Origin of the sequence: Bacillus sp. FJAT-22090, from assembly GCF_007676755.1 — a bacterium.
GTDB lineage: Bacteria > Bacillota > Bacilli > Bacillales_A > Planococcaceae > Psychrobacillus.
This window is the reverse complement of record NZ_VEBK01000002.1, coordinates 370,367-385,292: the sequence shown is the minus strand read 5'-3', so window position 1 is coordinate 385,292 and position 14,926 is coordinate 370,367. Positions and strand designations below refer to the sequence as shown.

Genomic DNA, 14,926 nt, shown 5'->3' with positions numbered 1-14,926 from the left:
AAATGTAATGACAAGCGGATGGAAAAAAATGATGACTGTTTTTTTAAGTGGCACCTTACTACTTGGGGCATGTAGTGAAAAAGGCGAAGAAAAGGTGGAAGCCTCAAAGAAATTTAAAATAGGTGTGACTCAAATCGTCGAACACCCATCACTTAATGCAGCGTATGATGGTTTTAAAAAGGCATTAGCCGACGGGGGAATTGATGCTGAATATGTAGAGCAAAATGCGCAAGGTGATAATAGTGCTAATACAACAATAGCGACAAATCTTGTTAGTGAAAAAGTGGATCTCATTTTCGCTAACTCTACTCCTAGTGCTCAAGCAGTAGCTAGTGCTACAACAGAAATTCCGATTATATTCACCTCTGTAACAGATGCAGTTGGAGCAGAACTAGTTGATTCTATGGAAAAACCTGGAGGGAATGTAACAGGTACAATTGATGCACATCCAGATGCAATCTCTAATACGATGAAATTTTTAAAAGAAGAATTGGCTGCTAAAAAAGTTGGTATGGTGTTTAACTCTGGAGAACAAAATTCACGAGCTCAAGTAGATGCCGTAAAAGAAATGTTAAAAGACATGGATATGTCCGTTGTGGAAGCGTCTGTTGCTACCTCAGCAGATGTGAAACAAGCGACGGAATCATTGCTTGGAAAAGTAGATTCTATGTACATTATTACGGACAATACAGTAGTTTCCGCACTTGAATCTGTAGTATCCGTTGCAAATGACAATAAAATCCCAGTAATGGTAGGCGAATTCGACTCTGTAAAGCGTGGTGGCTTAGCAGCATATGGCTTTGAATACTTTGATATCGGGTACGAGGCAGGCCAAATGGCGGTCAAAATATTAAAAGGGGAAAGCAAACCAGCGGACTTACCTGTTCAAATTCCTCAAAAGTTAAAACTTATTATGAATAAAGAAACTGCTTCGGTATTGGGGCTCGACATCAAAGATGAGTGGAAAGCGGAATTTAGCGAATAAATAGGAGGTGATTCTACATGTTTGCAGCAGTATTTGGCTCTGTGGAGCAAGGAATCATCTATGCGATTATGGCACTTGGTGTGTATTTATCATTCCGTGTGTTAGATTTTCCGGATCTAACGGTTGATGGAAGCTTTGTAACAGGTGCTGGAGTTGCTGCCACAATGATAATTCTTGGTTATCATCCAGCACTTGCTACAGCAATAGCTATAGTTTGCGGGTTTCTTGCTGGATGCATAACTGGTTTTCTTCATACAAAAGGGAAAATCAACGCACTTTTATCTGGGATTTTAATGATGATTGCTCTTTACTCTATTAATTTACGAATAATGGGATTGACCTCACCTAATTCGATTGGTCGTCCCAATATACCTTTACTAAATGCTGACACACTATTCGCCCAGTTCCATTCTTTTTGGAGCCATTTAGGTATTGATACTGTTATTAATAACTTTTTTAGCATGTTGGGGGTTCAATATTTGCCCTCAACATGGGGTATATTGTTCCTTGTGATAATTATTGTTTTACTCATCAAGTTTATCGTAGATTGGTTTTTGAAAACTGAAGTAGGCCTTGCAATACGAGCTACTGGTGATAACAAGAAAATGATACGAAGTTTATCGGCCAATACGGACACACTCGTTATTGTTGGTCTAGGTTTTTCTAATGCACTTGTTGCCTTTTCGGGAGCTTTGATCGCGCAGTACGCAAAGTTTTCTGATATAGGAATGGGAATTGGAATGATTATTATCGGTCTTGCTTCCGTCATTATTGGTGAGGCAATATTCGGTACGAAAACAATATTGCGTACGACTTTTGCGGTAATTGCAGGAGCTATTATTTATAGGATTGTACTTGGCCTTGCACTTAGAGTGGACTTTTTAGACACGGGAGATATGAAACTAATTACCGCTGTAATCGTTATTTGTGCTTTAGTTTTGCCTCAATACTTTGAAAAGAAACGTGAAAAGAATAGAAAAGCTAAGCGGCTAACAGAACGATTAGCATACGAACATTTGCAAAGGAAGGAGGAGAAGGTCATTGCTAAAGCTCAGCCAGATTAATAAATTATTTAACGAAGCAACACCGGACGAAAAAATTGCTTTAGACCAAATTAATCTGCAACTAAATCCAGGCGACTTTATGACTGTGATCGGAAGCAATGGAGCTGGAAAATCAACAATGTTGAATATGATTTCTGGTGCTCTTTCTCCTGACTTTGGTGTAATTGAGATTGCCGATAAAGATGTAACAAAAGTCCCGGAATATAAACGTTCCCAAATGATTGGAAGGGTATTTCAAGATCCAATGGCAGGAACTGCACCGACCATGACTATTGAAGAAAACTTGGCGATGGCTTATTCCCGAAACAAAAAACGCAGATTAATAAAAGGAGTAGACAAAAAACGTCGGGAGTTGTTCCGATCATCACTTGAAACGCTTCACTTAAATCTTGAAAATAGATTGAATGCGAAAGTGGGAATGTTATCTGGTGGAGAAAGACAAGCGCTCTCATTATTGATGGCAACTTTTACCCAACCTTCTATTTTGCTTTTGGATGAACATACAGCTGCTTTAGACCCGTCACGTGCAGAACTAATTACAAACTTAACAAAGCAATTGGTCGACAAAGATAAGCTCACAACACTCATGATCACACATAATATGCAACAAGCATTAGACCTAGGGAATAGGCTGATTATGATGGATAAAGGACAAATCATTCTAGAAATAGAAGCAGAGGAAAAGAAAAAGTTAACAATCCCTAAACTAATGGATGAATTCCAACGTATTCGTGGCGAGAAACTAACAAGTGATAAAGCACTATTGTCAATCTGAAGGAGTGAGGCTTATTACTAAGGTAGAGATGAAGGTGTTGGGAGAACGTGAATTAGTAGCGGCCAATGTGAATTTTGAAACGAATACTGCTGAGATAAGTTGTAATGAAGTAAAGGTCAGTGAAATACAATTCGATATTCCCATCAAAGGTACAGTTTATAGTACATTGTTGAATTATAAAGGGGCGCTTGCAGAATTAGGAGATACAGTAAATAATACACCGTATAATTCGCCGCCTATCGCCCCTATCCTTTATATAAAACCAGCAAATACGTTCAATTGTCATAGAGCGGCAATTCCTATGCCAGTGGGTATAACGAAACTAGTAGTGGGAGCCGCTCTTGGAATAGTCATTGCTAAGAAAGCGATCGCTGTGAACGAAGCAAACGCTCTGAACTATATTGCGGGCTATATAATTGTAAACGATGTATGCATACCACATGACAGTGTTTATCGTCCAGCGGTTCCCTATTATGCAAGGGATGGATTTTGTCCTATCGGTCCTTGGATAATTGATCGCCATGAAGTGGTTAACCCAGATGATTTAGCTATCCGAGTATTCATCAACGATAAACTCCAGCAGGAAAATTCAACTGCTAATTTGATACGACCGATTTCCCGGTTATTGGCTGATGTAACCGAATTTATGACATTATATCCTGGAGATGTTTTACTTGTTGGAACACCTGAAAATGCCCCCCTAGTAGAGGTAGGGGATAAAGTCAGGATTGAAATTGCAGGTATTGGCATCTTGGAAAATGTTGTTATGGAGGAAAAAGAGAGAGTACGGTGGTTGGCGATATGAAAAAAGCTCGAATAGCATATGGTGGGTCAATCCATGAAGTAATTGAACGTGAAGGCGAACTCCTTTTAGATGATGGTCGCATAGTGGAAGAACAAAACGTAATTTGGCTACCGCCAATAGAGCCGCGTACGGTGTTTGCATTAGGACTTAACTATGCGGACCATGCAGCAGAATTGGCATTTGATGCCCCGTCCGAACCTCTTATCTTTTTAAAAGGACCTAATACGTTTATAGGACACTTAGCTTATACTCGTCGTCCCGGTGATGTAACTTATATGCATTATGAATGTGAATTGGCTGTAATTATAGGGCAATCCGGTAGGAATATAAAAAAAGAAGACGCTTATCAATATATTAAGGGATATAGTGTCGCAAACGACTATGCAATAAGGGATTACTTAGAAAATTATTATCGCCCTAACTTACGAGTAAAAAATCGTGATACTTGTACACCATTCGGTCCATGGATTGTTGATGCAGCTGATGTGTTAAATCCAATGAATTTAAAATTGACTACACATATTAATGGTGTGCTTGTTCAAGAAGGGTCTACAGCAAATATGATTTTTGATATCCCTTCTATTATTGAATATTTAAGCAGTTTTATGACGTTAAGTGAAAATGATGTCATACTAACCGGTACTCCTAAAGGATCAGTTGATACAGTCGTTGGGGATGTTGTTGTCACGGAAATAGAAGGAATAGGACGACTGACAAATACGATTATCGGTGATGAGTCCTTCTTAAATCGATAGAAAGGGAGGGATTGGTTTGCCACATTTTATTGTAGAATACACTGATAATATTAAAGATGAATCGAATATTCCTAAACTATTAGAAAACATTCATACAATTCTTATGGAAAATGATACTATTTTTCCGATAGGGGGTATTCGTTCGAGGGCAATTGAATTAAAAGATTATCGAGTGGCAGATGGAGCAGAGAATGATGCTTTTGTCCATGCAGTATTGAAAATTGGCGCTGGCCGTTCCGAAGAAACAAAGAGAGAAATTTGTCAGATGTTATTCACAGTAATAAAGAATCATTTCTCGGAATTAATGGAAAAGCGTTATTTAGCATTATCATTGGAACTAGTGGAGTTTAGTGAGGCCGGTACGTATAAACTTAATAATATTCATTCAAGATTTAAAGTCCGATAAAAACTACAATTAGATAAATTCGCATTAATAATTCTGAATATTTTATTTACTTTAATAGAAACCCTTAAACGAAATGAGGAGGGAAAAGAAATGGGAGCACGAACTGGACAGGAATATATAGAAGGTATAAAAAAACGTAAAACAGAAGTATGGATACACGGAAAGAAAGTCGATGATGTTACAACACATCCAGCATTTAAAAATGTAGTAGAAAGTGTTGCTGGTCTGTACGATCTTCAACACGAAAAACCGGAAAAAATGCTGTATACCTCTCCCACTTCGGGAAAAAAAGTGGGGCTTTCTTTTATTGCACCTAAAACGAAAGAAGACTTATTTAAAAGACGCGAAATGCATAGCGAATGGGCAACATTCTCAGGGGGGATGATGGGACGTTCCCCGGATTATTTAAACACAAGTATTATGGCATTTGGTACCGCTAACCAATTTTTTGCACAAGCAGGTGGAGGTAGTGCTCAATTTGCTAAAAATGCGGCGAACTACTATGAATATGCTCGAGAAAACGATATCAGTTTAACGCATACTTTAATACACCCACAAGTCAATCGATCAAAACTTACGCAATCAGAACAAAAAGATCCTTTTCTCTCTGCTCGCATTACGAAAAAAACGTCCGATGGAATTATTGTTAATGGTTGTCGCCTTTTGGCCACATTAGGGGGTATTACGGATGAACTCGTAGTTTTTCCTTCTACTATAAATAGGACTCCTGGAACTATAGATGATCCTTTTGCATTTGCGTTTGCTATTCCAAATAATACACCGGGGTTAAAATTCCTATCTCGTGAATCATTCGATTATGGAAAAAGCAAATGGGATCACCCACTCGGGGCTAGATTTGATGAAAGTGATGCAATCATCTCTTTTGAAGATGTGCTCGTACCTTGGGAAAGAGTTTTCGTTAGTGAAAGCACCGATATATGTAACCGAACGTATGCAGAGACAAATGCAGTTATCCATATGACCCATCAAGTCATTTGCAAAAACATTGTAAAAACGGAGTTCATTTTAGGCGTAGTTATCAGCATGATGGAAGCAATCGGTATAGATCAATTTATGCATGTGAAGGAAAAAGCAAGTGAGATCATGGTGATATTAGAAGTAATGCGTTCCCATTTATACAAATCGGAGCATAATGCCCAAATTGATCAATATGGTAATATGACGCCGGACTTTGAACCATTAAATGCGGCTCGCAATTGGTTCCCCAAAATGTACCAACGCATGAATGAAATTATTAAAATACTGGGAGCTTCTGGATTGATGGCTCTTCCAACCGAAGCGGACTTTAGTAACACAGACGTAGGTCCATTAGTGCATCGTTATACGCAAGGTGCAAATATAAACGGGGAAGAGAGAGTTCAGCTATTTCGCTTGGCATGGGACATTTCCATAAGTGCATTTGGTAATCGACAAGCACTCTATGAGTATTATTTCTTTGGAGATCCGGTGAGAATGTCAAATGCCTATTATGATGGATTTGATAAACAGCCATATAAAGACATGGTCACAAACTTTTTAAATAAAACAAAAAAAGAAGCAGGCATAGTTTAACATATTTTCGAAAGCAAGGAGGAGAATGAATGATACGGCAACCAGACCGGGAAATTGACGAGCGAATCTACCGGGATGTAATGGGTAGTTTTGCAACAGGCGTGACAGTAATTACAACTAAAGTAGATGAAGCAGTGTATGGTATGACTGCCAATGCTTTTATGTCCGTTTCTTTAAAACCAAAGCTTGTTGCGATTAGTATAGGAGAAAAGGCAAACATGCTACAGCACATAAATAAATCTAAACAATTTGCGATTAATATTCTATCGTCTAATCAACAAAATGTATCGAAGCAATTTTCGGGTCAGTTGGATACTGAAGCTAGTATTCTCTTTTCTACTTATAAAGGGTTGCCAATTTTAGAACAGTCTTTGGCTGTTATCACATGTGAATTGCATAGCCAATATGTAGTCGGTGATCATACAATTTTTATCGGTCTAGTTACGGGAGTGAAGCTAGAACCAAAAGATCCTTTATTATTTAGCCAAGGGAAGTATAGGGAGCTATCGGAAAAAGAAAGTTAAAAAGTTGGATACTAAAGGGGTAGATTCATATGGCATATGAAGAAGCAAAAAAGAAGTTAAGAGGCTCTATTTGTCCAGTAGTAACGCCTTTCACGGAAAATGGCATGATTGACGAAAAAGCATTTATCGAATTGATCAATTGGCAGATTGAAAGTGGGAGTCATGGGATTTCTGTTACTGGGACGAGCGGAGAACCAAGTTCCTTAACAATGGAAGAAAGAAAGAGAGTTATGTCCCTTGCGAAAGAGACCATTGATGGACGCGTGTTTTTTGCACCTGGTACAGGTTCAACAAATCACGATGAAACAATGGAGCTTACGAAGTACGCAGAAGTAATTGGTGCAGATGCCGCAATGGTTATCGTGCCATATTATAATCGACCAAATCAAGAAGCGCTTTATGAGCATTTTAAAACAGTAGCAGATTCTGTAGTAATCCCAATCATTATTTATAATATACCCGGGCGCTCTGCTGTCAATATGGAAGTTTCCACGATGAAACGTTTAGTGGAAGACTGTCCAAATATTATTGGAGTAAAAGAAGCGAATAAAGATTTTGAACATGTAAATCGTGTACTTTTGAATTGTGGAAGAGATTTTCTGCTGTTCTCTGGAATTGAACTACTCTGCTATCCGATGCTTGCAATTGGTGGTGCTGGATTTATAAGTGCAACGGCAAATGTAGAACCAAAGAAAGTAGCTGAATTGTATAATGCATGGGAAGCGGGAGATATTGTCAAAGCGCAAAATCTTCATTTTGAGTTAATGCCGTTAAATGATGTTCTATTCAAAGATACGAATCCCTCCCCTGTTAAAGCAGCACTTGGTATGATGGGGAAAATAACGCCTAAGCTACGATTACCTTTAGGATTACCTTCTTCCAAAATACAAGACGAAGTTAAAGAAACACTTATTGATCTCGCTATTTTGTCAAAGGAAGAAGCAATTATAAAGTAAAGACAAATTTTATGAGAAAATAGGTGATAGATATGGTATCTTCCAAAGAATTGGTTTCTTTAAAGCATGAAACCCAAAAGGATATATTACTTTATATAAATGGCGAATTTAAATCGTCTGTAAGTGACAAAACGATTAAAAATATAAATCCATTTACAAATGAACTAATTAACCAAGTTGCGGAAGGGCAAGTGGAGGATATAAATCTAGCAGTAGCTGCTGCAAGAGAAGCTTTCAATCACGGTCCTTGGAAATCAATGAAGCTTAATAAAAGAATGGAATATATTTATCGCATCGCAGATATAATTGATGAACAAGTGGAGAAAATTGCATACTTAGAGGCGCTTGATACAGGCCTTCCGATTAGCCAAACTAGAAAGATGGTAAGCCGTGCTTCAGAAAACTTTCGTTTTTATGCAGGCATGGTAGAAAATCGTCTAGTGGGTGATGCCTATCAAGTAGATGACGAGTTTATCAACTATACAATCCGTACTCCTGTTGGTGTAGCAGGTCTAATCACCCCATGGAATGCACCTTTTATGTTAGAGACATGGAAAGTAGCACCTGCGCTTGCGACTGGCAATACAGTTGTTTTAAAACCTGCAGAGCTTTCTCCCCTTTCAGCAAATTTACTAGCTGAAATAATTCATCAAGCAGGCCTGCCAAAAGGTGTGTTTAATGTTGTCCATGGCTATGGCGAAATAGCAGGGGATGCCCTTGTTAAACACCCAGATGTTCAGCTAATATCGTTCACAGGAGAAACAAAGACGGGTTCTACGATCATAAAAAATAGTGCGGATACATTGAAAAGCTGTTCAATGGAGCTTGGGGGAAAGTCGCCGATTATCGTTTTTGAAGATGCAGATTTTGAGCGTGCACTAGATGCATGTATTTGGGGAATTTTTTCTTTTAATGGGGAACGATGCACGGCTAACTCACGTTTGTTTTTACAAGAAGGAATTAAAGATAAATTTATTGATGCTTTAAAGATGCGTGTCGCAAATATTAAAGTTGGAGACCCGCTAGACGCTGGAACAGAAGTGGGTCCACTTATTGATAAAGGACATTTTACTAAAGTAAAAAGCTATCTGGAAATTGCCAAAGCTGAAGGTACGGAAGTTATTGGGGGAGATATCCCGATGGAGTTTGCGAGAGGGAATTTTGTAGCCCCGACGCTTATTCTAAACGCAGAAAACAATATGCGCGTTGCCCAAGAAGAAATTTTCGGTCCAATACTAACCGTTTTAACATTTAAAGACGAGGAAGAAGCGATTAAACTTGCTAACGATATAGATTATGGACTAGCTGGCTATGTTTGGACAAATGATATAAAGCGTGGCCACCGAGTTGCGCATAAAGTGGAAGCAGGAATGCTTTGGGTGAATGCGCAGAATGTTCGAGATTTAAGAACTCCTTTTGGTGGCTCAAAATCCTCAGGAATCGGACGTGAGGGTGGACATTACGGTTTTGATTTTTATACGGAGCAGAAAATTATTCACGTTTCAATTGCTGATCATCACATTCAGCAGTTCGGGAAAAAGTAAAGGAAAGTATGGTGAACACAATGGATTTCTCCATCATTCGAATCGCGAGGACTGTTCTTCATGTATTAGATTTACAAGCATCCAGAAAATTCTATGTGGATGGATTAGGTATGATTGAAACAGAAAGCGATGAAAATCATATCTATTTAAGAGGTTTAGAGGAACATTCCCATCATAGCTTACTTTTGAAAAAAGCTAATAAAGCAGTCGTCGAAGTACTTAGTTATAAAGTTCAAAAAGAAGAGGATCTAGATGAGCTTGAAAAGCTTTTCATTTCTATTGGTTTAAAAACAAAGTGGGTGCCTAAAGGACAGCAATATGCAATGGGGAGAACACTACGTGTCCATGATATTTCGGGCATTCCTTTAGAATTTTTCGCAGAAATGACTATAGTGGATCGGATGTTACAGCGCTATGATCTTTATACCGGAGCGAAAATTCAGCGAATCGATCATGTGAATTGCTCCGTACCTGATGTACAAAAAGCATATGACTTCTTTGTGAAACACTTAGGTTTCTCGTGTTCTGAATATACAGAAACAGAAGATGGGGATTTGTGGGCAACTTGGCTTTATCGAAAGCCGACTGTTCATGACCAAGCATTCATGAGTGGACCAGGACCAACTTTACATCATTTTGCTTATACATTATCAGATCGACTCAGTGTACTTGATTGTTGCGATGTATTGGCAAGTATGGGATATGCGGACTCCATTGAACGAGGGCCAGGCCGTCATGGACTATCCAACGCTTTCTTTCTTTACTTAAGAGATCCGGATGGTCATCGAATAGAGCTTTACACGGGCGACTATTTAACAAGTGATCCGGATTTAAAGCCGAAAAAATGGGATTTAAACGATCCACTACGTCAAACATTTTGGGGGCATAAAGCACCAGATTGTTGGTTTAATGAGACAAGTACATTTATTGATATTGAAACAGGGGCTGAAATTGAATGTACTGAACCTTATTTGAAACAGAGAAAACCTAAAATTATGGTTTAAGACTTGTACTAATTCAAATTAGAAAGACAATATAAACCACCTACGAAAATGTATCGTAACATTTTCGTAGGTGGTTTTGCATTAATGTTTATCTTGCTATTCATATTTCTAAAGCAGTAGTCAGTATTATACTATAGCTGGCTAGTTCACTAAGAGTTGGTTTTGCAGTAATACTAGTATTTCAGTTTTAAGAAAGGGGAAAAATAGTATGGTGAAGAAAAGGTTACCTCCTGTATTTATTTTTGCATTTCTAATCGGTATTTTTATTGTGATACCATTCCTTGAATGGCTTGGTATGCCTACATTTGCAAATGTATTATTTTTCTTATTTGGTGAGGCGGAGGGGCGGAACAGAATAGGGGCTGCTTTATTTACTCTATTAATTATTTCCGTAATAGTTTTAATCCCCTATATAAAATATAAAAGATCTTTATGACACTGAGGATGTTATTAAGGTATTGACCTCACTATTTCTTCCTGATTAAAACACAAAACCAAGTAAACCTTCCTAAGAATTTTTAGGGAGGTTTACTTGTTCTTTAGAAATGATTAATTGGTATGAATACTAAAATCCTCTTTTATACTGTTCTGGTGGTACCGTTTTTCCTGTAAGTGTTTCTTCCGCATGGAGTGTCCAATACGGATCTTTCAGCATACCACGACCTACAGCTACAAGGTCAGTGTCTCCACTTTCAATTGCCTGTTCAGCAAGATGAGGATCCTCCAATATTCCCACTGCTATTACAGGCACATCTAAAGATTTCTTAAATGCTTGGGCAAATGGAACCTGGTAGCCAGGCGTATTCGATGGTTTTACTTTTCCGGGAGGTGCTTCCCCACCACTTGATACATGAAAAACATCTACGCCGGCTTCTTTATATTTTTGGGCAATTTCTATAGAATGCTCCAAGTTGTATCCATCGTCCATATACTCGATGGCCGAGATACGGAAAAGAAGCGGCATTTCTGCTGGCATGACGCTACGAACAGCTTGGATGATTTCTACTCCAAATTTAGATAAATCTTTTCCATATTCATCGGTTCGATTATTAATCGCTGGCGAATGGAATTGATGTATTAAATAGCCATGTGCTCCGTGGAGTTCAATGGTATCGAATCCAGCTGCAACAGCACGTCTTGCAGCTTCTTTATACTTCATAACCATTTCCTTCACTTCATCGGTTGAAAGGATTCTCGGCTTCTTCCATTTTTCTGCAACCGGAATATCAGATGCTCCAACTGGTGGGTTTGCATCCTCAGCTTTTCTTCCGGCATGCGCAATTTGTATACCGATTTTAGCCCCATATTTCTGTACTTCCTTGACGATTCTTTTATATGCTGGGATTTGCTCATCAGACCATAAGCCTAAATCGTAATCTGTAATTCGTCCATCTGGTTCCACGTCTGTCATTTCCACAATGACAAGACCTGAGCCACCGATAGCTCTAGAAACGTAATGGACGAAATGCCAATCATTTGGGGTACCATCTTTTGCTTCCACTGAATATTGGCACATAGGGGGCATAACAACTCGATTTTTCAATGTCAACCCTTTTAGATTAATAGGTGAAAATAAATGACTCATTTTGACTCACTCCTTTCTTCTATTATCTTTGTTTCATTTATGGGAAGCAATTAATCTGTCTGTCAATTGAAAATGTCACTTATAATCATGAAGTTTTTGTTGTATTTATACATAAGGAATGATACATTATGTATATTAATACTAAATTAATGTATAAACATACATAGGAGGAATTGAGAATGAATAAAAAAGTAGTTTTAGCATATTCAGGTGGATTAGATACTTCCGTTGCCATTACATGGTTAAAAGACGAAGGGTATGACGTTGTAGCAGTATGTCTAGACGTTGGTGAAGGAAAAGATCTTCAGTTCGTCAAAAACAAAGCCCTTGAAGTTGGTGCGATAGAAAGTTATATGATCGATGCAAGAGAAGAATTTGCTAACGAATATGCATTGATTTCATTGCAAGCACATACATGGTATGAAAACAAATATCCACTTGTTTCTGCATTATCACGTCCGTTAATCTCTAAAAAATTAGTGGAAATAGCTGAACAAACGGGAGCAACTGCTGTTGCCCATGGCTGTACGGGTAAAGGCAATGACCAAGTTCGTTTCGAAGTTTCCATTAAAGCATTGAATCCAGATTTAGAAGTTATTGCACCGGTTCGTGAGTGGAGCTGGAGCCGTGAAGAAGAAATTGCATATGCAAAAGAAAAGAATATTCCAATTCCCATCAACTTAGATAGCCCATTCTCAATTGACCAAAACCTTTGGGGGCGTGCGAATGAATGTGGTATTTTAGAAGATCCATGGGCAGCGCCACCAGCAGATGCCTATGATTTGACGGTTGCACTTGAGGACGCTCCCGACGTTCCCGACATAATAGAAATCGAGTTCCAAAATGGTGTGCCAGTCGCATTGGATGGTGTGGAATATAAACTATATGAACTAATTTTGAAATTAAATGAATTAGCTGGTAAACATGGTATTGGACGTATCGATCACGTAGAAAACCGTCTAGTTGGGATTAAGTCTCGTGAAGTTTACGAAATCCCAGGTGCTCATACACTATTACTTGCACATAAAGAATTAGAAGATATTACATTAGTAAAAGAATTGGCGCACTTTAAACCAGTAATGGAGAAAAAATTGACGGAGCTTATTTACGAAGGACTTTGGTTCTCTCCACTAAGAACTGCTTTAGAAGCATTCCTAAAAGAAACACAAGTATATGTAAATGGAACGGTTCGTGTGAAATTATTTAAAGGGCATGCAATTGTTGAGGGACGTAAATCTCCAAACTCTTTATATAACGAAAAACTTGCTACGTATACAGCAGAAGACGAGTTCAATCATGCATCGGCGGTTGGTTTTATTGAGCTATGGGGTCTGCCAACAAAAGTTCACGCAATGGTGAACAAGGGAGCAGAGAAGGTGAAAGCATGACCAAACTTTGGGGAGGAAGATTTCAGAAATCTGCCGAACAATGGGTAGATGAATTTGGTGCTTCCATTGGTTTCGACCAAACATTAGTGATGGAGGATTTAGAAGGGAGCGTTGCACACGTTAAAATGCTTGGGGCATGTAATATTTTGCCTCAAGAAGACGTACAACAAATTCTAAATGGTCTGGAGCAACTAAAAAAGCTTTCTGCAGACAATGCTTTAGAATTTTTAGTTGCAAATGAAGATATTCATTTAAACTTAGAAAAAATGCTCATTGATTTAATCGGTCCAGTTGGCGGTAAGCTGCACACGGGTCGTAGCAGAAATGACCAAGTTGCAACCGACATGCACCTTTTCTTGAAAAATAGAGTAGGAGAAATCATCGAGTTAATTGAACTTTTCCAAAAAACATTAGTTGCACAAGCTAAAACACATGTAGAAACACTTGCCCCGGGCTATACACATTTACAACGGGCTCAACCAATATCGTTTGCACATCATTTAATGGCTTATTTTTGGATGCTTGACAGAGACAAGGATCGTTTTAACGATTCGCTAAAACGTATCGATATCTCTCCACTTGGAGCAGGCGCCCTTGCAGGGACAACATTTCCGATTGATCGCAAACTATCTGCGGAGTATTTGGGGTTTGCAAATGTTTATGCAAACAGCATGGATGCGGTCAGTGATCGTGACTTCATCGTTGAATTTTTAAGTAACTCTTCGCTACTTATGGCACATCTATCGCGATTTGCGGAAGAAATCATTCTATGGTCCAGCGCCGAATTTAACTTTATTGAATTAGATGATTCTTTCTCTACAGGTTCAAGTATTATGCCACAAAAGAAAAACCCAGATATGGCCGAGTTAATCCGTGGAAAAACTGGTCGTGTTTATGGGAACCTAATGGGCTTGCTCACGGTAATCAAAGGACTGCCGCTAGCTTACAACAAAGATATGCAAGAAGACAAAGAGGGCATGTTCGATACCGTACATACGATTGTCGGCTCGTTGAAAATATTTGAAGGCATGGTTCGCACAATGACTGTTCATACACAACGTCTACACGATACTGTGCACAAAGACTTTTCCAATGCGACCGAACTCGCTGATTATCTTGCTGCTAAAGGGCTTCCTTTCCGTGAAGCACATGAAGTAACTGGCAAATTAGTGTTCTTATGTATTCAACGTGGCTATTTCCTATTAGATCTTCCCCTAGATGATCTTCAAGAAGCAAGCGGCTTGATAGAATCGGATATTTATGACGTATTATCACCACTTGCTGCTGTGAAAAGAAGAAACTCCCTTGGTGGAACCGGATTTGAACAAGTTATCATTCAAATTGAAGAAGCTGAAAACCGCTTAACCTAATAACAGACTGTAGACACTCCGATTGTATTGAGCTGTCTGCAGTTTTTTTGTTGTTTTTAGGAAGAAATTTAGTCTTATAGATAGTTTAGTGAGAGAAATGAACGGTTTACTTGGAATAACCTCAAAAATATGTCCAAAGGATTTCGAAAAAATTAAGTATAATTAAGAATCTTACTTTTGATATAATATTCCT

15 protein-coding genes are annotated in these 14,926 nt (G+C 38.5%); 14 read left to right on the top strand and 1 reads right to left on the bottom strand.

The genetic code is table 11. From position 1 onward, the window contains the following. The first annotated feature begins 7 nt into the window (after positions 1 to 7). The 12 genes from FS486_RS04705 to FS486_RS04650 all read left to right on the top strand — a co-directional run bounded on the left by FS486_RS04705 (position 8) and on the right by FS486_RS04650 (position 10,826). Complete coding sequence (locus FS486_RS04705; RefSeq protein ID WP_144510150.1) at positions 8 to 985, top strand: ABC transporter substrate-binding protein; 978 nt, start codon at positions 8 to 10, stop codon at positions 983 to 985. Positions 986 to 1,002: 17 nt separating this feature from the next. After that, positions 1,003 to 2,049, top strand: a complete 1,047-nt coding sequence (locus FS486_RS04700; protein ID WP_144510149.1) for an ABC transporter permease — start codon at positions 1,003 to 1,005, stop codon at positions 2,047 to 2,049. After that, positions 2,027 to 2,824 (top strand): ABC transporter ATP-binding protein, encoded by a 798-nt coding sequence (locus tag FS486_RS04695; protein ID WP_144510148.1) that lies wholly within the window; start codon positions 2,027 to 2,029, stop codon positions 2,822 to 2,824. Before FS486_RS04700 ends, FS486_RS04695 begins: the two co-directional genes overlap by 23 nt. Before the next feature lie 28 nt (positions 2,825 to 2,852). Beyond that, positions 2,853 to 3,629, top strand: a complete 777-nt coding sequence (locus FS486_RS04690; protein ID WP_144510225.1) for a fumarylacetoacetate hydrolase family protein — start codon at positions 2,853 to 2,855, stop codon at positions 3,627 to 3,629. Next, a complete protein-coding gene (locus FS486_RS04685) occupies positions 3,626 to 4,384 on the top strand; it encodes a fumarylacetoacetate hydrolase family protein (protein ID WP_144510147.1) in 759 nt (252 codons plus the stop codon). Before FS486_RS04690 ends, FS486_RS04685 begins: the two co-directional genes overlap by 4 nt. A gap of 16 nt (positions 4,385 to 4,400) precedes the next feature. Next, positions 4,401 to 4,790 (top strand): 5-carboxymethyl-2-hydroxymuconate Delta-isomerase, encoded by a 390-nt coding sequence (locus tag FS486_RS04680; RefSeq protein WP_144510146.1) that lies wholly within the window; start codon positions 4,401 to 4,403, stop codon positions 4,788 to 4,790. Positions 4,791 to 4,880: 90 nt separating this feature from the next. After that, entirely contained in the window at positions 4,881 to 6,362 is a 1,482-nt protein-coding gene (gene hpaB / locus FS486_RS04675; protein WP_144510145.1) for a 4-hydroxyphenylacetate 3-monooxygenase, oxygenase component, read from the top strand. A gap of 29 nt (positions 6,363 to 6,391) precedes the next feature. Continuing rightward, positions 6,392 to 6,886 carry a flavin reductase family protein gene (locus FS486_RS04670; protein WP_260858014.1) on the top strand — a complete coding sequence of 165 codons (495 nt, stop codon included), beginning with the start codon at positions 6,392 to 6,394 and terminating at the stop codon, positions 6,884 to 6,886. Between the two features lie 29 nt (positions 6,887 to 6,915). Continuing rightward, a complete protein-coding gene (gene hpaI / locus FS486_RS04665) occupies positions 6,916 to 7,842 on the top strand; it encodes a 2,4-dihydroxyhept-2-ene-1,7-dioic acid aldolase (RefSeq protein ID WP_144510144.1) in 927 nt (308 codons plus the stop codon). A 32-nt stretch (positions 7,843 to 7,874) separates the two neighbouring features. Then, a complete protein-coding gene (gene hpaE, locus FS486_RS04660) occupies positions 7,875 to 9,386 on the top strand; it encodes a 5-carboxymethyl-2-hydroxymuconate semialdehyde dehydrogenase (protein WP_144510223.1) in 1,512 nt (503 codons plus the stop codon). A gap of 20 nt (positions 9,387 to 9,406) precedes the next feature. Beyond that, a complete protein-coding gene (gene hpaD / locus FS486_RS04655) occupies positions 9,407 to 10,390 on the top strand; it encodes a 3,4-dihydroxyphenylacetate 2,3-dioxygenase (RefSeq protein WP_144510222.1) in 984 nt (327 codons plus the stop codon). 208 nt (positions 10,391 to 10,598) lie between these two features. Next, complete coding sequence (locus FS486_RS04650; protein WP_144510143.1) at positions 10,599 to 10,826, top strand: hypothetical protein; 228 nt, start codon at positions 10,599 to 10,601, stop codon at positions 10,824 to 10,826. Between the two features lie 129 nt (positions 10,827 to 10,955). Here FS486_RS04650 and FS486_RS04645 read toward each other — a convergent pair whose 3' ends face one another. Further along, positions 10,956 to 11,975, bottom strand: coding sequence for an NADH:flavin oxidoreductase/NADH oxidase (locus FS486_RS04645; protein ID WP_144510142.1), 1,020 nt, complete (start codon positions 11,973 to 11,975; stop codon positions 10,956 to 10,958). A gap of 173 nt (positions 11,976 to 12,148) precedes the next feature. On the opposite strand from FS486_RS04645, the gene FS486_RS04640 reads away from it, so the two are divergent. Then, on the top strand, positions 12,149 to 13,363 hold the full coding sequence (locus tag FS486_RS04640; protein ID WP_186321359.1) for an argininosuccinate synthase: 1,215 nt from the start codon (positions 12,149 to 12,151) through the stop codon (positions 13,361 to 13,363). Continuing rightward, positions 13,360 to 14,733: an argininosuccinate lyase gene (gene argH, locus FS486_RS04635; protein WP_144510140.1), complete on the top strand. Its 1,374-nt coding sequence runs from the start codon at positions 13,360 to 13,362 to the stop codon at positions 14,731 to 14,733. Before FS486_RS04640 ends, argH begins: the two co-directional genes overlap by 4 nt. Positions 14,734 to 14,926 lie beyond the last annotated feature (193 nt).

Bases quoted from the DNA above. Each gene is read 5' to 3' on its own strand.
- FS486_RS04700 (WP_144510149.1), top strand. From the start codon at position 1,003: ATGTTTGCAGCAGTATTTGGCTCTGTGGAGCAAGGAATCATCTATGCG.
- FS486_RS04685 (WP_144510147.1), top strand. From the start codon at position 3,626: ATGAAAAAAGCTCGAATAGCATATGGTGGGTCAATCCATGAAGTAATT.
- argH (WP_144510140.1), top strand. From the start codon at position 13,360: ATGACCAAACTTTGGGGAGGAAGATTTCAGAAATCTGCCGAACAATGG.
- hpaE (WP_144510223.1), top strand. From the start codon at position 7,875: ATGGTATCTTCCAAAGAATTGGTTTCTTTAAAGCATGAAACCCAAAAG.
- FS486_RS04705 (WP_144510150.1), top strand. From the start codon at position 8: ATGACAAGCGGATGGAAAAAAATGATGACTGTTTTTTTAAGTGGCACC.
- FS486_RS04645 (WP_144510142.1), bottom strand. From the start codon at position 11,975: ATGAGTCATTTATTTTCACCTATTAATCTAAAAGGGTTGACATTGAAA.
- FS486_RS04670 (WP_260858014.1), top strand. From the start codon at position 6,392: ATGATACGGCAACCAGACCGGGAAATTGACGAGCGAATCTACCGGGAT.
- hpaD (WP_144510222.1), top strand. From the start codon at position 9,407: ATGGATTTCTCCATCATTCGAATCGCGAGGACTGTTCTTCATGTATTA.
- hpaB (WP_144510145.1), top strand. From the start codon at position 4,881: ATGGGAGCACGAACTGGACAGGAATATATAGAAGGTATAAAAAAACGT.
- hpaI (WP_144510144.1), top strand. From the start codon at position 6,916: ATGGCATATGAAGAAGCAAAAAAGAAGTTAAGAGGCTCTATTTGTCCA.
- FS486_RS04690 (WP_144510225.1), top strand. From the start codon at position 2,853: ATGAAGGTGTTGGGAGAACGTGAATTAGTAGCGGCCAATGTGAATTTT.
- FS486_RS04650 (WP_144510143.1), top strand. From the start codon at position 10,599: ATGGTGAAGAAAAGGTTACCTCCTGTATTTATTTTTGCATTTCTAATC.